Source organism: Mesorhizobium sp. A623 (assembly GCF_054489405.1).
Genome location: NZ_JBTMXB010000037.1, coordinates 20,427 through 38,478, shown reverse-complemented (window position 1 = coordinate 38,478; position 18,052 = coordinate 20,427). Strand labels below are relative to the sequence as shown.

The following is an 18,052-nucleotide window of genomic DNA, read 5'->3' as shown; positions in this document are numbered from 1 at the left end:
GCCCATATCCGCATGCTCACCAGACGCCTTGCAAGATATGGATGTAGTTGAAGCCTTTTCGAGTCCGACTCTGAGGTTTCGGCGGAGTTGAGAGGGCGTGGCGCAAGGCCTCGTCGCGCCGCTTCGAAACTTCTTTTTCTTCGGTCTTTTGGGTCATGCCAGTACCGTAGGCCCGACGATGTAGGGAGCCAACCCGTCTTGTCTGTATTGCATCAAGCGCGGGACATTAGCTGCAATCGTTGCGTCACCTTTGTTAGCCTCAAACCACCTATGAACAGAATCGGTGAAGAGCTTGCAAAAGTCGACAACGCTATAGAAGCATGCGTCGTTTATCTGACAGTTCACGAACGCCGCTCCGCTGTTTGGCAGTGCGAATATCACTCGCGCTACACTGTGCTTCAGATCTCCAAAGCGACCATTGTGGAGTACCCCGCAACGCATGGACCACAGATCGTCTGCTGAAACTAAGCTGAGTTTATCCTGCGGTAGATTGGCATTGCACCAGGCTTTGTACCTTTCGCCCTTTGTCCGCCCATCTGTTGAAGAAAGCGAAACGCAAATATCGGGCAAAGTGACCGTCATGCCGACTGCTAAAAATGGCAGGCCATTGGCGGCGGCGATGTTAATTTCGTTTAGAAGCGGACAGAGCGGTGATCCCTCTGCCATGGTTAAATACCCCCTCAGGCGATCCCGAGCGCAGCCAGTCCAACAAGTCCACAAGATCAATGTCAGTGCAATTGTTGCCGCACTCATTGTAGGAGCGTACCACAGCTCTTCCATCTTTGTTGAGCCATAATTCGACTGCAGGCTGCCGGTTCCTATCTCGGCGGCTTCCTCGGTTCCGTTGGCGGCGCGATCGGATCTGCTGCCGGCGCGATTGCCGGCTACGTGGTCGATCAGGCGCTGATCAACAGCACCCGGCACCTGGAAGGACCGCGCCTGACCAGCGCGCGGCCGTTCACCGCGGAGGAGGGGTGGCGATCCCACGCCTTTACGGAACGGCCCGTCTTGGCGGGAAGCTGATCTGGGCAACGCGCTTCGAGGAAAGCAAATCGACGCGCCGTCAGGGAAAGCTTGGGCCGAAAGTGACGGAGTATTCCTATTTCGCCAATGTCGCCTTCCTGTTGTGCGAGGGAGAGATTGCCGGCATCCGCCGTATCTGGGCCGATGAACGCGAAATCGACCGGGAGAAGGTCGATATTCGGGTTTACAACGATAGCCTGGCCCAACCCGTGGACCCTCTCATCGAGGCGAAGCAAGGTGCCGGGAATGCCCCCGCCTATCGCGGCGTCATCGATGCGATCGGCATCGACAATTACATGCCGCTGTCCGACTGGCGCGATGGCGATTACGGCGGAGGAAACCCGGACGGTTTCGCTTCCCCTTACGATGCCCAGGGTATGGCCAACGCGGTTGCGGGCGGCGAGGGCTTCGACTGGTACTACCCTAGCCCGGAGGCGAGAGGCCAGCGAGAGCGTTCACCGATCACCGATGGTGCCTATGGCAAGCCGTGGACCTATCGCTACAAGGACATCGTCAACTGGTGGTCCAACAGGCATTTCAACAGGGTAGGCGGTGTAGAGGCGGCGCACGCCACGGCCTGGACCCCGCAAGGCAAGCCGATCTGGCTCACCGAGCTTGGGTGCCCGGCGACCGACAAGGGACCGAACCAGCCGAATGTATTTCCCGACCCGAAGTCGGTGGAAAGCGCTTCGCCCTATTTTTCGGACGGCGGCCGCTCCGACAGCGCGCAGCGTCGGTTCCTCGAAACCCATATGAACCATTGGCTCCCCTCGGGGACGGAATTCGAGGAGAGCAACAATCCGCAATCGTCCGTATATGGCGGGCGAATGATCGATACGGCGCGTATTTATCCCTGGGCATGGGACGCGCGGCCATTCCCGGCTTTTCCGCTGCGCGGCGATCTGTGGAGCGACGGTCCGAACTGGGATCGTGGCCATTGGCTTAATGGTCGGCTGGCAAATCCGGGTGTCGGGGTACTCATTAACGCCATCCTGGTCGATCACGGCCAGCCCCTGGCGGACACAAAGGGGGTAGAGGGAACGGTCGAGGGTTATGTGATCGCTGATCCGACCTCGGCCCGCGCCGCGATCGAACCGCTGGCCGAACTCTTCGACATTGTCGTTTGCGAAGATGCCGATGCGCTGCTTTTCAGGCAAGCCGGCGCTACCGGATTGCAAGCCATTGACGTAACCGAACTGGCGGTCGACGAAAGCGGGCCGCTGGTAGAGACCGCGCGGACGCCGGACCACCAATTGCCCGCCGAGGCGACGCTGGCGTTTCTCAACCCGCTCACGGAATATCAATCGACGTCCGTGCGCAGCGTTCGGCTGGGCGTGGCTGGCAGCCGCCAGCACGGCATTTCATTTCCGGGCGTGCTGGAGACGGGGCAGGGCAAGGCGCTGCTCGACGACTGGCTGAAGCGCATATGGTATCAGCGCGAGACGGCGACATTCTCCATCGCGCAGCCCCAGGTGGAAATTCTACCCGGATCGATCGTGCGGATTCCGGATTCCGGCAGTTCTTCCGAGTTTCTGGTGACGCAGGTGGAAGATGGGCTGGTCAGGAAGGTTTCCGCGCGCCAGATCGCGAGAACGACACCCACGCCCTGGCGTCCCGTACGTGCGGATGGCGTCACGGCGGCGGACGTTCCCGTCGGGCAGCCACATGCCTTATTCCTCGATCTGCCCGCGGCGATAGGCGAGGGCGACCCGCAGGCGCAATTTCGGGCCGCGGTCTGGCAAAAACCCTGGCGGCGTCAGGCGCTTTTCGTGTCTCCCGAGGATACCGGCTTCGTCTATCGCTCCATGGCCGATCAGGCAGCCGTGCTGGGCCGGCTGGCGATGACCCTGGAACCGGGCCGCGAAGGGCGGATCGACAGGGCCGGCTCGATCCTCGTCGAACTGTTCGATTCCGAACTTGCGACGGTCAGCATGCTGCAACTTTTCAATGGAGCCAACGCCGCAGCGATCCGCTCGGCTTTGGGCGCGTGGGAAGTCGTCCAGTTCGAAAGAGCGGAGGAAGTTTCGCCGCAACTCTGGCGGCTTTCGGGCTTGCTGCGCGGTCAATTGGGAACGAATGACGCGATGGAGATGGGTGCGCCTGCCGGCGCCGATTTCGTCCTGATCGATGACGCACTGGTTTCGGCAGGGCTTTTGGAAAGCGAAACGGGTCTGCTCCTGAATTGGCGTGTCGGTCCTTCCGGTTCCGACCTGTCCGATGCCAGCTTCATAACCCAAGCCGAGATTGGTGGTGTCCGGTCGCTGTTGCCGCTCTCGCCGGTCCATCTGAAAGCCGAGCGGATCGGCGGTGGCCTCAAACTGTCGTGGATACGGCGCGGCCGCATTGATGCCGACAGGTGGGAGCCAATCGACATTCCGCTCGGCGAGGAGCGCGAGGAGTACCGGATCGAGATTGCGCCCGCAGGCGGGGAAATCGTGCGGGGCCAGAACATCTCGGACACGAGCTTTGTGTATCAAGATGCTGATATCGCATCGGATTTTGGCGAGATGCCGAGCATGATCGATGTCAAGGTCCGGCAACTCAGCGTCGCAGCGGGCTGGGGCATCGCCGCCATGCGCCGCTTCTCGCTTTCTTGAACGGACAGCCATCTCAATCGAAAGGACCTGACCATGACGACAAGCAAGCCTTGGTATCTTTCGCGTACGATCTGGGCATCCATCGTGACGGTTCTCACCGGCGCGGCCGGGCTGACCGGCCTGCCGATCGACGGGCTGGACAGTTCGGCGCTTACCGATGCCCTGCTGCAAGCGATAAGCGCCGTTTCCGGCCTGATTGCCGTGTTTGGGCGGTTGTCGGCAAAACACCGGATAGGCTAGGATGAATGGGCGAGGCTCCGTGGCCGGGGACCGGAGCCAGCGCGTAGGGGGATGCATGGATCACGAATATTTACTGTTCATGTCATGTTCAGTACCGATGCGTTAGGACGCTGTCATGAACGTGCTCCGGACCCTTCTTCGAAATGCGATTCTGGCCCTCTCCTCTGCCGGCTTGATGGCAGCGCAGGCAACTGCCATGCCGCGTGCCGATCCGGCCGGCCAAGCCAGCGTGCTGGTCCGGTCCGATTCCTTCGTGAGGGTTGCGTCGGATTGTTACTCCGTAGGGCAGCAGGTAGCCCAGCAGCATGGCGGGACGCTGGCCAAGGCGTCGCAGTCCACGCAGGGCGGCCAGCCGGTTTGCGTCATCGTGGTGCTTGTACCCGGCAAGGACGGAAAACGCCCGCGCCGAACCGAAGTCGTGGTTCCTCAGAATTGAGGAGAGACTTCCGTTTCCACCCATGCGGGAATCGGCCTATAGCTGGTCCCGCGTTTTGCAACCAATCCTGATTTCGACGCGACAGTTTAGGGAAGAACAGGATGCGGGTACTCGTTGTCGAGGATGACAAGGATCTCAACAGGCAGGTGTCGGACGCTCTCGTCGACGCCGGCTATGTGGTGGACCGCGCCTTTGATGGCGAGGAAGGGCACTTCCTGGGCGATACGGAGCCTTACGACGCCGTCGTTCTCGACATCGGCTTGCCGCAGATGGACGGTATCAGCGTCGTTGAGCGCTGGCGGCGCAACGACCGCAAGATGCCCGTCCTCATCCTCACCGCGCGCGACCGCTGGAGCGACAAGGTCGCCGGCATCGATGCGGGCGCAGACGATTATGTCGCCAAACCCTTCCATATCGAAGAAGTGCTGGCGCGGTTGCGGGCGCTTATCCGCCGCGCGGCCGGCCATGCTTCGTCGGAACTGACCTGCGGTCCGCTTCGGCTCGACACCAAGGCTTCGAAGGCCGATGTCGACGGCGCGCCGCTGAAATTGACGTCGCACGAATTTCGGCTGCTGGCCTATCTTATGCACCATATGGGCAAGGTCGTATCGAGAACCGAACTGGTCGAGCATCTTTACGATCAGGATTTCGACCGCGATTCCAACACGATCGAAGTGTTCGTCGGCCGGCTCCGCAAGAAAATGGGCATCGATATGATCGAAACGGTCCGCGGCATGGGCTACCGAATGCGTGAGCCGGAGGCGTAAAGCGGAACCGCTTCGCACCAGTCGAGGTTTTATGAGGAAGCTGTCGGTCCGCGCATGGCCGCGTTCGCTGTCGTTTCGCGTCGTCGCTTTTTCGACGATATGGGCGATCGTGGCGCTGATCGTCATCTTTACGCTTATCAATACGCTCTACCGGCAGGCCAGCGAACGTGGTTTCGACAGCCTGTTGTCGGCGCATCTTTTCAACCTGATCGGGTCCGTCGGCATCTCCGACACCGGGGTGTTGACCGGCTCGCCGGACCTTGGCGATTTGCGCTTCTCGGAGCCGAATTCTGGCTGGTACTGGTCCGTGCAGCCTGCGTCCGAAGGTGTGACCGGGGAGCGGCATTCGTCCTCGATGACGGAAGCCATTCCCTCGCCAAGCGTAGCCGAGGTGCCGTTTAATTCGTCGTTTCAACGCAATTATACCATCGCTGGCATTAACGGCGAGGATTTGGAAGTGTTCGAGAGCGAGTTCGTGCTCGACGCAAAGAACCGTGCCGCGCGCTTTCGCGTGATGGGCAATCAGACCGAGCTTGAGCAGGAGATCGACTCGTTCCAGCGGCGTTTGCTGACATATCTGTCCTTGTTTGGCTTCGGCATGATCTCCATCAATGCGATCGCCATCCTGATCGGGCTTCAGCCCTTGCGCAGGGTTCGCGATGCGCTGGCCCTGGTGCGCGAAGGAACGGCACAAAGACTGACCGGCCGTTTCCCGGCCGAAATCGAACCGCTCGCCAATGAAACGAATGCGCTTATCGAAAACAACAAGCGCATCGTCGAGCGTGCGCGCACACAGGTCGGAAACCTGGCGCATTCGCTGAAGACGCCGCTTGCCGTCCTGACCAATGAGGGGCGTGCGCTGGGCGGCGCCAAGGGCCGGCTCATATCCGAGCAGGCGGCATCGATGCAGGGGCAGTTGGAACATTATCTCCAGCGGGCCCGTGTTGCCGCGCAGCGCGACAGCGTCGTTTATCGCACGCCGGTGACGCCGCTGCTGCAGCGGATGGTGCGCGTCGTGCAAAAGCTCAATCCACAGACCCGGTTGACGCTTTTGCAGACTGGCGATGACATCGTATTTGCCGGCGAGCGCGAGGATCTGGAAGAGGTACTGGGAAATCTGCTTGAGAACGCGATGAAATGGGCAAAAAGCGCCGTTCAGGTGTCGGTGACGCGCGTGCGCCAGGATGAAACGGAAGATCTGTTCGAGATCGGCATAGAAGACGACGGACCGGGCATACCGGAAGACAAGGCGCGCGAAGCCCTCAAGCGCGGCCGCCGTCTTGACGAAACCAAACCCGGAACGGGATTGGGACTTGCCATTGTCGCCGATCTCGTCAACGAGTATGGAGGGACGCTCTTTCTCGAACGCTCGAGTTTAGGCGGTTTGAAGGCGCTGGTCCGATTGCGGAGCCTTTCATGAAGCCGGGCGTTGAACAGGTCCTGACCTTGGATCGGCCAAACTTGGGTCAAACATGGACAGTATCCCAGCGCCAGGTTCCTGACGGCGCCGCAATGTGGAATCCCGATTACGAATGAAGATACGTTCAACACTCTTTCTGGGGCTTCTGGTGATCTCCGGTTGTGCATCGACCGGGGCCGGCAGCGGCATTGGTGCCAAGCTCTCTTCTTCCCTGACGGGACAGAGCGGCCCGGCCAAGATCGCCTCGACGATCATATCCGCGATGGGCGGCGGTCTGGTCGGCGGAAAAATCGGCGCGGGCCTGACGGACCGGGAAAAGCGCCGCGGCCTGGAAGCCGAGTACAAGGCGCTGGAATATACAGCCAGCGGCCAGACCGTTACCTGGAAAAGCGACACGTCCAGCCGATATGGGGAAGTCGTGGCCGCCCAGCCCTATCGGGTCGGCTCGCAGGATTGCCGGCAGTATACCCATACCGTGTATGCTGGCGGGCCGGCTGCCACGGCGCGAGGCACGGCCTGCCGCAACGCCGATGGCAGCTGGACACCGTTGACCTGACCCGGGCTGGCGCGGTCCGGCGGGGCAACAGCCAAAGCGTCGCAGGACGCCCATGTTGGCAGGCGGCGGCTATGCCGCTATTGGAATTGATATGCTGTTCTGGGTCATAGCCGCTATTCTGACGCTGGGTGCGAGCCTGGCGGTATTGCTTCCGCTGGCTGCCCGCCCCAAGGGCGGCCACGCTGGTTCAAGCCATGACCTGGAAGTCTATCGCGACCAGCTATCGGAACTGGATCACGACGTTGCGCGCGGCTTGATCCACCCTTCTCAGGCCGAGCAGGCCCGCGCCGAGATAGCGCGGCGGATCATTCGGCTCGATAGTGCCCCGTCCGTCGAAAACGCGCGTGCGCCGGGAACCTCGGCAACGATGCGCCTGGTCACGATGATGGCGGTGCTTTTCGTTCCGCTTGTCAGTTGGGGTGTTTATAGCCAGTTAGGGTCGCCGGACCTGCCGTCTCAACCGCTCACGGAGAGGTTGGCCAAAAATCCCGCCGACAGTTCGATCGACGAACTGGTGGCGCGAGCCGAGGCGCATCTTGCACAAAATCCGTCGGATGGGCGCGGCTGGGATGTCGTGGCGCCGATCTATCAGCGAATGCGCCGTTACGAAGACGCCATTTCCGCGTATCGCAACGCTATTCGCCTCGATGGCGATAGTGCGGCTCGCCAGGCCGGACTTGGCGAGGCGATCGCCAACGCTGCCGGCGGCATCGTCTCCACGGATGCGCAGGCGGCTTTCGAAGCCGCGCTCAAGCTTGAACCTGCCAATCCCAAGGCAAGCTTCTATCTGGCGATAGCCATGGCTCAGGAAGGGCGCAAGGACGACGCGGCCGCCAGATGGCAGGCCATGCTTGCAACCCAGCCATCGGATTCGGCATGGCATGAGGCCGCCGAATCCGCTCTTGCCGAGCTTGGAAAACGGCAAGAAGCGGCAGGCAACACGGTCGGCCCGACAGAGCAGGATATGGATGCTGCATCCTCCATGTCGGCGCAGGAGCGAACCGAGATGATCGAAACCATGGTGGCGGCACTCGACGAAAAACTCCGGCAAAATCCACGGGACACCGAGGGATGGGCGCGCCTGGTTCGTTCCTACATCGTGCTTGGCAAGACCGGGCAGGCGCGGGACGCGCTCGACCGCGCTGTTGCCGCATTCGGGCCGCAAAGCGACGAGGCGAAAAAGCTGGTCGCCTTTGCCGCTGCGCTGGGCTTGACCGAGACGGAATAGAAAATGACGCGCAAGCAAAAGAGGCTTTCGGTGATTGTCGCGGGTCTGGCCTTCCTGGCGACTGCGGCGGGATTGACGTTCTACGCGCTTGGCCAGAAGGCGTCCTATTTCTACATGCCAGCCGACTTGACCGCCGCCACGCTTCAGCCGGGCCAGCGCATCAGGCTGGGTGGTCTTGTCGAAAAAGGCACGATCCAGCGAGGGCAGGGCGCCACCGTGGCGTTTTCCGTGACCGACACGCAAAAATCGGTCAAGGTAGTCTATACGGGCATTCTGCCGGACCTTTTCCGGGAAGAGCAGGGCGTCATCACGGAAGGGGCGTTCGGGCCTGACGGCGTGTTCGTCGCCGATAGCGTCCTGGCCAAGCATGACGAACGCTATATGCCCAAAGAAGTGGCGGACGGACTGAAGGCCAAGGGCGTGTGGCAGGAGAGCCAAGGTGAATAACAGGCGCAGCGGACATGGTTGAAATCGGGCACTTCGCACTCGTTCTGGCATTTGCGCTGGCATTGGTGCAGATGACGGTGCCGCTTATCGGCACGCGCATCGGAAACGAGCGGATGATGGCCGTGGCGGGGCCGGTCGCCGTTACCGGCTTTGCCATGACCGCGCTTTCCTTCGCCGCACTGGCGATGGCCTATGCCGGGTCGGATTTCTCAGTGCAGAGCGTGTGGGAAAATTCGCATTCGTTGCAGCCGCTGATCTTCAAGATCACCGGCACGTGGGGCAATCACGAAGGCTCGATGCTGCTCTGGGTGCTGATCCTGACGTTCTTCGGCGCGCTGGTCGCGGTGTTCGGCTCGAACCTGCCTGCGACCCTCAAGGCCAACGTACTTGCCGTGCAGGGTTCCATCGGCGCTGCCTTCTTCCTCTTCATGCTGGCGTCATCCAACCCGTTCACCCGGCTCAATCCCGCGCCGATAGAAGGCCGCGACCTCAACCCGATCCTTCAGGATTTCGGCCTCGCGGTTCACCCGCCGCTGCTTTACCTTGGCTATGTCGGTTTTTCGATCTGCTTCTCGTTTTCCGTCGCGGCCCTGATCGACGGCCGCATCGATGCCTCCTGGGCGCGTTGGGTACGGCCATGGACGCTTGTCGCGTGGATGTTCCTCACCGGCGGGATAGCGATGGGGTCCTACTGGGCCTACTACGAACTTGGATGGGGCGGATTCTGGTTTTGGGATCCGGTGGAAAATGCCTCGTTCATGCCCTGGCTGGCCGGAACCGCTTTGCTTCATTCGGCCATCGTCATGGAAAAGCGCTCGGCCTTGAAGATATGGACGTTGCTGCTGGCGATCCTGACATTCTCGCTGTCGCTGCTCGGCACGTTTATCGTGCGCTCCGGTGTGCTGACTTCCGTTCACGCCTTTGCCACCGACCCGACGCGCGGCGTTTTCATCCTGTGCATCCTCATGTTCTTTATCGGCGGGTCGTTGGCGCTGTTTGCTTGGCGTGCTTCCACCTTGACGACGGGCGGCGTCTTTCATCCGATCTCGCGCGAAGGAGCGCTTGTCCTCAACAATCTGTTCCTGACCACCGCTGCGGCAACGGTTCTTGTCGGCACGCTCTATCCGCTGCTGCTCGAGGCCGTTTCCTCGGACAAGATTTCCGTTGGCGCGCCCTTCTTCAACCTGACGTTCGGCCCCTTGATGGTGCCGCTGTTGATCGTGGTTCCGTTCGGGCCGCTGCTGGCCTGGAAGCGCGGTGATGTCGCCGCCGTGGCCCAGCGGCTGATGGCGGCTTTTGCCGCCGCCCTTGTGGCGAGCCTGGTGACCGCATTCTTCATCGACGGTGCGTCGGCCTTCGCCATTGCGGGTGTCGGCCTGTCCTTCTGGCTGATTTTCGGCGCTCTTACCGATCTTGCGGTCAAGGCGGGCGTTGGCAAGGTAGCGTTGTCTTCCGTGTTTCGGCGTTTTGTCGGGCTGCCGCGCTCGATGTACGGTACAGCGCTGGCCCATATGGGTCTGGGGCTGACCCTGCTTGGTATCGTCGGAACGCTCTCATTCGGCACCGAAAAAATCCTCTCCATGCATCCCGGAGACGATGTGGAGCTATCCGGCCACACGGTTCGTTTCGAGGGGCTTTCCCCGGCCAAGGGACCGAACTACAGCGAGGAAATCGCGCGGTTCCACATTATCGGCGACGATGGGAAGACCGGGGCTGAAATCGTATCGTCCAAGCGCTTCTATCCGGTCCGGCAGATGACGACGACGGAATCCGGCATCAAGACGCTCGGGCTCAGCCAGCTTTACATATCGCTCGGCGATGACGGCACCGATGGCTCGGTGGTTGTGCGTTTGTGGTGGAAGCCGCTGGTCACGCTGATCTGGCTCGGCGCACTGGTGATGATGGTGGGCGCGGGCATGTCGCTGATGGATCGACGCCTGCGTGTCGGTGCTCCATCGCGCCGCCGCGAGAAATCAGGCGCCGTCGTGGCCCCGACCTTGCCATGAACGTGAAACCGCTGCTCGCCTTTCTGGTCGTGTTTTCGACGATGCTGTCGCCTGGAGCCGCATTTGCCGTGAAGCTCGACGAGATGCTCGCGAACCCCGCGCTTGAAGCGCGGGCCAGAACGATCTCGGAAGGCCTTCGCTGCATGGTCTGCCAGAATCAGTCGATCGATGAATCGGATGCCGACCTTGCGCGCGACCTGCGCGTTCTTGTGCGGGATCGGATCAAGGCGGGCGACAGCGACGCCCAGGTGGTCGACTATGTCGTGTCCCGTTACGGCGAGTTTGTGCTGCTGAAGCCGCGTTTGAGCGTCCGCACCGTGCTGTTGTGGGCAACGCCGCTCATCCTGCTTTTGGCGGGTGCAATCGCCATGTTCTTTTCGGCCCGCACGCGCCGCCGCGAAGCGCCTTCGCTTACTTCGGAAGAACAGGCCCGGCTGGACGAGGTCTTGCGCCGCAGCTGAATTTCGACCCGCCTAACATTACCAAAGTTTCATTCGCCGGAAATGAAGCGGTAATGTCGACCGCTCTATCTCTTGTCTTGAGGATGCCGTTTGCGCACCCGACCAATATGGCAAAGGACAGAGATCATGAACAAGGCCCCTACTTCATACTCGCGTACGCGAAAGAGCCTGATGGCAGCCGTCGCTTCTTTGGCGATAGTCGGCGCAATCGGATTTGGTGCAGTCACAACAGGAACGGCACCGGTTCTGGCCGATGCGGTGCATGTCCAGGCGCCGCAGGTCCCGAGCTTTGCCGATGTCGTTGAACGTGTTTCGCCGGCCGTGGTCAGCGTTCGCGTCAAGGCCAAGGTACAGCAGACCTCCGACAACGGTTTCGAAATGTTCCAAGGGCCAGACGGCATGCCCGACAATCCCCAGCTGCGGGAATTCTTCAAGCAGTTTCGCGGTGGCCGCAACCAAGACGGCAATAGGCGCCCCAGCCAACGCGATCACAGCAACGACAAGCCGCGTCCTGTGGCCCAGGGCTCCGGCTTCTTCATCTCCGAGGACGGCTACCTCGTCACCAACAACCATGTGGTCGCTGAAGGAACCGCCTTCACGGTCGTGATGAGCGACGGCAAGGAACTCGACGCCAAGCTCGTCGGCACCGATCCGCGCACCGATCTCGCCGTGCTGAAAGTCGATAGCGACCAGAAATTCACCTATGTGGCCTTCGGCGACGATTCCAAAGCTCGCGTCGGCGACTGGGTGGTGGCCGTCGGCAACCCGTTCGGTCTTGGCGGAACCGTTACCGCGGGCATTATCTCGGCGCGCGGCCGCGATATTGGCGCCGGCCCCTATGACGATTTCATCCAGATCGATGCGTCGGTCAATCGGGGCAATTCCGGTGGGCCTACCTTCAACCTCAATGGCGAGGTCATCGGCATCAACACCGCCATCTTCTCGCCCTCGGGCGGCAATGTCGGCATCGCGTTCGATATTCCCGCTTCGACGGCCAAGAGCGTTGTCGCCGATCTCATGAAAACCGGTTCGGTCAAGCGCGGTTGGCTTGGCGTCGAAATCCAGCCCGTGACCGCCGACATCGCGGAATCGCTTGGGCTGAAGTCTGAAAAGGGCGCACTCGTGGCGAGCGCCCAGGACAATGGGCCGGCCAAGAAGGCCGGTGTGGTTGCCGGCGATGTGATCACGCAGGTCGATGGCAAGGATGTGGACTCGCCCAAGGAACTCGCGCGTCTGATTGCTGCGGAAGCCCCCGGTAAGCCTGTCGAACTCAGCGTCTGGCGGGATGGCAAGATCGACACGGTCAAGATCGACCTTGGCAATCTGCCCGCCGCCAACAAGCAGGCGTCGGCCGACGATCAGCCGCAATCTTCCCCGACATCCGATTCGCTTGCCGATCTTGGCCTGACCGTCACCAAGTCCGATGACGGCAAGGGCTTGTTGGTAACCGATGTCGATCCGGACAGTTCCGCCTCGGATCATGGCATCCAGGCTGGCGATACGATCGTTGCGGTCAATTCGACCGAAGTCGGAAGCGTTGATGATGTTACCAAGGCGATGGCCGACGCGGCCAAAGCCGGGCGCAAGTCGGTACTGTTCCAGATAACCCACGACAACAACAACCGTTTTGTCGCTCTGCCCGCAGCCCAGCAGGGTTGAAAGCTGGTTCCAGCGGCAGCGGACGCTCATCGTCCGCTGCCGCAATAGCGAGATTGGAGCGAGGTTATCATGCGAGCAACCCGATCCTCGGAAATCGGCTATAACGGCGCCATGAAGATTCTGGTCATGGAAGACGACCGCGAGGCGGCGGACTATCTCAAGAAGGCTTTCACGGAAGCCGGGCACACCACGCATATTGCGGCAGACGGGGAAACTGGCTTTGCCATGGCCGATTCAGGCGACTACGACGTCATGGTCGTGGACAGGATGATGCCACGGCGGGACGGGCTTTCGGTCATCGCTGGCCTGCGCTCGCGCGGCAACACCACGCCCGTTCTTATCCTGTCTGCGCTGGGCGAGGTGGACGACCGCGTCACCGGCTTGCGCGCCGGCGGTGACGATTATCTGACCAAGCCCTATGCCATTTCGGAGCTGCTTGCTCGGGTCGAGGTTTTGAACCGCCGCGCGGGCGCCAAGGAAAGCGAAACCGTCTATCGCGTTGGCGATCTCGAACTCGATCGGCTCTCCCACACGGTCAAGCGCCTTGGCCAGGAAATCACGCTGCAGCCGCGCGAGTTCCGCCTGCTCGAATATCTGATGCGCCATGCCGGTCAGGTGGTGACGCGCACCATGCTGCTTGAAAATGTCTGGGATTATCATTTCGATCCGCAGACCAATGTCATCGACGTTCATGTTTCGAGATTGCGCGGCAAGATCGAAAAGGGTTTCGACAAGCCGATCCTCCATACCGTTCGCGGCGCGGGTTACATGCTGAAGAGCAGTTGACGCGATGGCGTTGTCCGTGCCCGCCATCATGAGAACGACGGCTGCACGGCTTTCAGCCCTCTATTTGCTGCTTTTCGCGATTTGTGCGGTCCTATTGGTTTTCTACATGACGTCGCTGTCCGCGCGCATGTTGATGGGGCAGACCCAGGACACGATCAACGAAGAGGTGTTGGGTCTTGCCCGCGCCTATCAGCGCGGTGGCTTGCCTGTTCTGGTTCGAGTGGTCGAACAGCGCTCGCGTCAGCCGGGCGCCAATCTCTATCTGATCGCCGATACCAACGGCCAGATACTTACCGGAAACGTGCAGAGCCTGGAGCCGGGGGTTCTTGAAACCGAGGGCTGGACGTCGCGTCCGTTCTCATACCGGCGCTTTGGCGAGGGCGAACTGGAACGGCAACGCAATGCTGCGTCCGACCAGAACAGTGTCGAAGCCCAGGGTGAGAAGGGCCACAACGCCATTGCGCTGGTGCTGCGCCTTCCCAACCAGATGATCATGCTGGTCGGGCGCGATCTCGGCGAACCGGAGCGCTTCCGCGAAGTCATCCGGCGCGCGCTCATGCTGGCGCTCGGCATGATGGGCCTGGGCGGCATCCTCATCTGGTTTTTTGTCGGAAGAGCAGCCCTCAAGCGCATCGACAGCGTGTCTGAAGCCGGCCGCCGCATCATGGGCGGCGATCTTGCCGGCCGGCTGCCGGTAACGGGTGCCGGTGACGAGTTCGACCGGCTCTCCGAGAACCTGAACGTCATGCTGGCCCGGATTGCCGCGCTCAATGAAGGGCTGAAGCAAGTCTCCGACAATATCGCGCACGATCTGAAAACGCCGCTCACCCGGCTGCGCAACCGCGCGGAAGCTGCCCTCTCGGGCAGGCACAAGGTCGCGGATTATCGCGAGGCGCTGGAGGGGACGATCGCGGAGTCCGACCATCTCATCAAGACCTTCAATGCCATCCTGATGATTTCGCGGCTCGAGGCCGGCTATTCGTCGGAAAGCACGGTAAGGGTGGATCTGGCTGCTGCGATAGCCGATGTCGTGGAACTTTACGAGCCGGTCGCCGAAGAGGCCGGCGTCGCGATAGAGACGGTTGCCCCCGAAGCGTTCGCGGTTGACGGTAACCGTGAGCTGATCGGCCAGGCGCTGTCGAACATCGTCGACAATGCGATCAAATATTCCGTCGATGCCACCGCCGGGCCGGTCGTTCGGGTTACGCTTGAACATCGAGACGGACAGGTGAAGCTAACCGTTGCCGACAATGGCCAGGGCATCCCTGACGATACCGACCGCGACCGTGCGACCGAACGCTTCGTGCGCCTCGAGAAAAGCCGTTCCCAGCCGGGGTCAGGCTTGGGGCTGAGCCTCGCCAAGGCGATCATGAAGTTTCACAATGGACGGCTTGACCTTTTGGCGGGCAATCCCGGATTATCCGTCGTCATGAGCTTCCCCGAAAGAACGGATCATTGATGGCGGTGGCAGGTGTTGAAGACGGCTGGTGTCTTGTACCAGTGAACCGGCTTGCGCCGCTGGACGGTGCGCGGGCGGTCCGAGAACTGTCCGAATTAGCTGCCGCCGCGAAGGACGAAGAATGCCATCGCCTGGCAAAATTGCTGCGAGGCAAGACGCCGTCCGCCGCATTCCTCGCGGCAGTATTCGACCTGTCGCCCTTTCTGCGTGACCTGGCGCGCCGCCGTCCGGCCATGTTGGAAGCGCTTTTCGATCAGTCTGTCGAGGAAAGGCTGGCCGACATCTTGTCCGTCATCGCCAGCGCATCGGGCGCGCCGGACGTGTCCGAATCAAGCCTGATGCGGGATTTGCGCGGCTGGAAGGCGGAAGCCCATTTCCTGATTGCCCTGGCCGACCTGGCAGGCGAGGCCGATACCGTCGTCACGGTGCACCGGTTGAGCGACCTTGCCGATGGCTGCGTCCGCTCGGCCGTCGATTTCCTGCTGCGCGACGCCCACCGGCAGAAAAAGCTCGATCTTGTCGATCCCTACCGCCCGTCGGAAAAATCGGGCTGGATCGTGCTCGGCATGGGCAAGCTCGGTGCGCACGAGCTCAACTTCTCGTCGGATATCGACCTCGTCGTTTTCTTCGATCCGCAGGCCCCGGCGATTGTCGACCCGCTCGACGCCACCGAACTGTTTTCGCGGCTGACAAGACGGCTGGTCCGCATCCTGCATGACCGCACCGAACACGGTTACGTGTTCCGCACGGACTTGCGGCTGCGCCCCGATCCCGGCTCGACTCCTTTGGCCATCCCGGTCGAAGCGGCACTGAACTATTATGAGGGGCGGGGCCAGAACTGGGAACGCGCCGCCATGATCAAGGCGCGGCCGGTTGCCGGCGATCTCCAGGCGGGCGCTGCCTTCCTCAAGGAACTCCAGCCCTATATCTGGCGCAAATACATGGACTATGCGGCCATCGCCGACGTCCATTCCATCAAGCGGCAGATCCATGCGCACAAGGGTCATGGCGAGATCGCGGTGAAGGGCCATAACGTCAAGCTTGGCCGCGGCGGCATTCGAGAGATCGAGTTTTTCGTCCAGACCCAGCAGCTTATCGCCGGCGGACGATTTCCTGAATTGCGTGGCCGCCAAACCGTGCCGATACTGGCAGAGCTTGCGGCGCGCGGATGGATAACGTCGGAGGCGCGCGACACGCTGACCCGCCAATACTGGTTCCTGCGCCGCGTCGAACATGCCATCCAGATGGTCGCCGACGAGCAGACCCACATCCTGCCGGAAAGCGACGAGGGGCTGGAGCGGATCGCCCATATGCTGGGCTTTGCCGGCGCCGAGACGTTTTCAGCCGAGTTCCAAGCAGCACTTCAGCAGGTGGAACGGCATTACGCGGCGCTTTTTGAAACCGCACCCGAGCTTTCGGCCGGTATCGGAAACCTGGTATTCACCGGCGATGTCGACGACCCGGATACGCTCCAGACCTTGAACGGCCTCGGCTTCCAGCGCGCGAGCGACATCTGCCGCGTTATCCGCAGTTGGCATTTCGGGCGCTACCGCGTCACCCGTTCGGCAGAAGCCCGCGAACGCCTGACGGAGTTGACGCCGGCCTTGTTGCAGGCTTTCGGCAAGACGCGCCGCGCCGACGAGGCGCTGATGCGCTTCGATGAATTGCTGGCGGGGCTTCCGGCCGGCATCCAGCTTTTTTCCCTGCTGCAATCCAACCCGGCGCTGCTCAAGCTTCTGGCCACGATCATGGGCGCGGCCCCCCGTCTGGCGGCGATCATCACGCGCCAGCCGCATGTGTTCGACGGATTGCTCGACCCCGGCCTTCTGAAAGAACTACCGGATCGCGCCTATCTCTCGGCACGGCTCGCAGCCTTTCTCGAAGGCGACAGGCTCTACGAGGAGAAACTCGATCGCTTGCGTATCTTTGCTTCGGAGCAGAAATTCCTGATCGGGGTGCGGCTGCTTGCCGGCGCGATCGATCCGGCACGCGCGGGCCGGGCATTTTCCGACCTGGCCGACCTCACCATCGATGCCGCCTTGCAGGCGGTGACTGCGGAATTTGCTGTGCGGCATGGCCGCGTTGCCGGTGGCAGGGTCGCCCTTTTGGGCATGGGCAAGCTCGGCAGCCGCGAACTGACCGCCGGCTCCGACGTCGACCTGATCCTGCTCTACGATCACGATGCGGAGGCCGAAGAGTCGGACGGCGAAAAGCCGCTGTCTCCCTCCTATTATTTCAGCCGGATGACGCAGCGCCTCATCGCGGCCGTTTCCGCCCCGACGGCGGAAGGCGTGCTCTACGAACTAGACCTTCGCCTGCGCCCTTCAGGCAACAAGGGGCCGGTGGCGACGCATATCGACGCTTTCAGCAAGTATCAGCAAAACGACGCCTGGACATGGGAGCATATGGCGCTGTCGCGCGCCCGAACGATTGCCGGCGATGGGTCCCTGCGCGATGCGGTGGAGACCGAGGTCGCAGCCCTACTCGCGCTGCCGCGCGATGCCAAAAAGGTGATGACCGAAGCATCCGACATGCGCGCCATGATCGAGGAGGAAAAGCCGCCGCGCGACCTGTGGGACATCAAGCTGATCCCCGGCGGCCTCATCGACCTCGAATTCATTGCACAGGTGGCGGTGATTACCGGCCGGATCGAAGGGGCGGGGCTTGCCACCGGAACCGGAGAGACCTTGGCCCGTCTTGCGCCGGATTTCGCGGATGCCGCAACGAGGCGGGAGCTTTGCGATGCCTATGCGCTTTATCTGGCGCTCGCGCAGATGACCCGGCTTTGCCTGACCGGCAGCTTCGACCGCGACGACGTTCCGCCCGGCCTGGCCGACCTTTTGCTGGCCGTCACCGACCTGCCGGACTTCAGCGTGCTGGAGGCGCATCTGAAGGATACGTCGAAAATAGTCCGCACGCATTTCACCCGGCTGCTCAGAGCATGATCCCGAAAAGTGGGAACCGGTT

At 61.6% G+C, this 18,052-nt stretch carries 15 protein-coding genes; 14 read left to right on the top strand and 1 reads right to left on the bottom strand.

Annotation, left to right across the window (positions count from 1 at the left end; all coding sequences use genetic code 11):
• Positions 1–153: 153 nt before the first annotated feature.
• The gene (locus tag ACX3P1_RS23800; protein ID WP_459082056.1) at positions 154–924 is read right to left on the bottom strand and encodes a hypothetical protein; all 771 of its coding nucleotides are present in this window, start codon (positions 922–924) and stop codon (positions 154–156) included.
• A gap of 50 nt (positions 925–974) precedes the next feature.
• On the opposite strand from ACX3P1_RS23800, the gene ACX3P1_RS23795 reads away from it, so the two are divergent.
• The 14 genes from ACX3P1_RS23795 (at position 975) to ACX3P1_RS23730 (ending at position 18,030) form a co-directional block, all read left to right on the top strand.
• On the top strand, positions 975–3,620 hold the full coding sequence (locus ACX3P1_RS23795) for a baseplate multidomain protein megatron (protein ID WP_459082055.1): 2,646 nt from the start codon (positions 975–977) through the stop codon (positions 3,618–3,620).
• A gap of 33 nt (positions 3,621–3,653) precedes the next feature.
• On the top strand, positions 3,654–3,860 hold the full coding sequence (locus ACX3P1_RS23790; protein ID WP_459082054.1) for a hypothetical protein: 207 nt from the start codon (positions 3,654–3,656) through the stop codon (positions 3,858–3,860).
• Between the two features lie 115 nt (positions 3,861–3,975).
• A complete protein-coding gene (locus tag ACX3P1_RS23785; RefSeq protein ID WP_459082053.1) occupies positions 3,976–4,296 on the top strand; it encodes a hypothetical protein in 321 nt (106 codons plus the stop codon).
• A 101-nt stretch (positions 4,297–4,397) separates the two neighbouring features.
• Complete coding sequence (locus ACX3P1_RS23780) at positions 4,398–5,063, top strand: response regulator transcription factor (protein ID WP_459082052.1); 666 nt, start codon at positions 4,398–4,400, stop codon at positions 5,061–5,063.
• A gap of 31 nt (positions 5,064–5,094) precedes the next feature.
• Complete coding sequence (locus ACX3P1_RS23775; RefSeq protein ID WP_459082051.1) at positions 5,095–6,483, top strand: ATP-binding protein; 1,389 nt, start codon at positions 5,095–5,097, stop codon at positions 6,481–6,483.
• A 112-nt stretch (positions 6,484–6,595) separates the two neighbouring features.
• A complete protein-coding gene (locus ACX3P1_RS23770; RefSeq protein WP_459082050.1) occupies positions 6,596–7,039 on the top strand; it encodes a hypothetical protein in 444 nt (147 codons plus the stop codon).
• A 91-nt stretch (positions 7,040–7,130) separates the two neighbouring features.
• Positions 7,131–8,267, top strand: a complete 1,137-nt coding sequence (gene ccmI, locus ACX3P1_RS23765) for a c-type cytochrome biogenesis protein CcmI (protein ID WP_459082049.1) — start codon at positions 7,131–7,133, stop codon at positions 8,265–8,267.
• Between the two features lie 3 nt (positions 8,268–8,270).
• Positions 8,271–8,714, top strand: coding sequence for a cytochrome c maturation protein CcmE (gene ccmE, locus ACX3P1_RS23760; protein ID WP_459082048.1), 444 nt, complete (start codon positions 8,271–8,273; stop codon positions 8,712–8,714).
• A 14-nt stretch (positions 8,715–8,728) separates the two neighbouring features.
• The gene (locus ACX3P1_RS23755) at positions 8,729–10,720 is read left to right on the top strand and encodes a heme lyase CcmF/NrfE family subunit (RefSeq protein ID WP_459082047.1); all 1,992 of its coding nucleotides are present in this window, start codon (positions 8,729–8,731) and stop codon (positions 10,718–10,720) included.
• Complete coding sequence (locus ACX3P1_RS23750; protein ID WP_459082046.1) at positions 10,717–11,181, top strand: cytochrome c-type biogenesis protein; 465 nt, start codon at positions 10,717–10,719, stop codon at positions 11,179–11,181. Before ACX3P1_RS23755 ends, ACX3P1_RS23750 begins: the two co-directional genes overlap by 4 nt.
• Before the next feature lie 126 nt (positions 11,182–11,307).
• Positions 11,308–12,840: a DegQ family serine endoprotease gene (locus tag ACX3P1_RS23745; protein ID WP_459082045.1), complete on the top strand. Its 1,533-nt coding sequence runs from the start codon at positions 11,308–11,310 to the stop codon at positions 12,838–12,840.
• 111 nt (positions 12,841–12,951) lie between these two features.
• Positions 12,952–13,626, top strand: a complete 675-nt coding sequence (locus tag ACX3P1_RS23740) for a response regulator transcription factor (RefSeq protein WP_459082058.1) — start codon at positions 12,952–12,954, stop codon at positions 13,624–13,626.
• 4 nt (positions 13,627–13,630) lie between these two features.
• Positions 13,631–15,085: a sensor histidine kinase gene (locus ACX3P1_RS23735; protein ID WP_459082044.1), complete on the top strand. Its 1,455-nt coding sequence runs from the start codon at positions 13,631–13,633 to the stop codon at positions 15,083–15,085.
• A complete protein-coding gene (locus tag ACX3P1_RS23730) occupies positions 15,085–18,030 on the top strand; it encodes a bifunctional [glutamine synthetase] adenylyltransferase/[glutamine synthetase]-adenylyl-L-tyrosine phosphorylase (RefSeq protein WP_459082043.1) in 2,946 nt (981 codons plus the stop codon). Before ACX3P1_RS23735 ends, ACX3P1_RS23730 begins: the two co-directional genes overlap by 1 nt.
• Positions 18,031–18,052: the final 22 nt, after the last annotated feature.

What these genes read in the sequence shown, in the direction of transcription:
- ACX3P1_RS23780 (WP_459082052.1), top strand. Translation starts at nt 4,398, where the DNA reads ATGCGGGTACTCGTTGTCGAGGATGACAAGGATCTCAACAGGCAGGTG.
- ACX3P1_RS23775 (WP_459082051.1), top strand. Translation starts at nt 5,095, where the DNA reads ATGAGGAAGCTGTCGGTCCGCGCATGGCCGCGTTCGCTGTCGTTTCGC.
- ccmE (WP_459082048.1), top strand. Translation starts at nt 8,271, where the DNA reads ATGACGCGCAAGCAAAAGAGGCTTTCGGTGATTGTCGCGGGTCTGGCC.
- ACX3P1_RS23770 (WP_459082050.1), top strand. Translation starts at nt 6,596, where the DNA reads ATGAAGATACGTTCAACACTCTTTCTGGGGCTTCTGGTGATCTCCGGT.
- ccmI (WP_459082049.1), top strand. Translation starts at nt 7,131, where the DNA reads ATGCTGTTCTGGGTCATAGCCGCTATTCTGACGCTGGGTGCGAGCCTG.
- ACX3P1_RS23750 (WP_459082046.1), top strand. Translation starts at nt 10,717, where the DNA reads ATGAACGTGAAACCGCTGCTCGCCTTTCTGGTCGTGTTTTCGACGATG.
- ACX3P1_RS23755 (WP_459082047.1), top strand. Translation starts at nt 8,729, where the DNA reads ATGGTTGAAATCGGGCACTTCGCACTCGTTCTGGCATTTGCGCTGGCA.
- ACX3P1_RS23735 (WP_459082044.1), top strand. Translation starts at nt 13,631, where the DNA reads ATGGCGTTGTCCGTGCCCGCCATCATGAGAACGACGGCTGCACGGCTT.
- ACX3P1_RS23730 (WP_459082043.1), top strand. Translation starts at nt 15,085, where the DNA reads ATGGCGGTGGCAGGTGTTGAAGACGGCTGGTGTCTTGTACCAGTGAAC.
- ACX3P1_RS23740 (WP_459082058.1), top strand. Translation starts at nt 12,952, where the DNA reads ATGAAGATTCTGGTCATGGAAGACGACCGCGAGGCGGCGGACTATCTC.
- ACX3P1_RS23790 (WP_459082054.1), top strand. Translation starts at nt 3,654, where the DNA reads ATGACGACAAGCAAGCCTTGGTATCTTTCGCGTACGATCTGGGCATCC.
- ACX3P1_RS23745 (WP_459082045.1), top strand. Translation starts at nt 11,308, where the DNA reads ATGAACAAGGCCCCTACTTCATACTCGCGTACGCGAAAGAGCCTGATG.
- ACX3P1_RS23785 (WP_459082053.1), top strand. Translation starts at nt 3,976, where the DNA reads ATGAACGTGCTCCGGACCCTTCTTCGAAATGCGATTCTGGCCCTCTCC.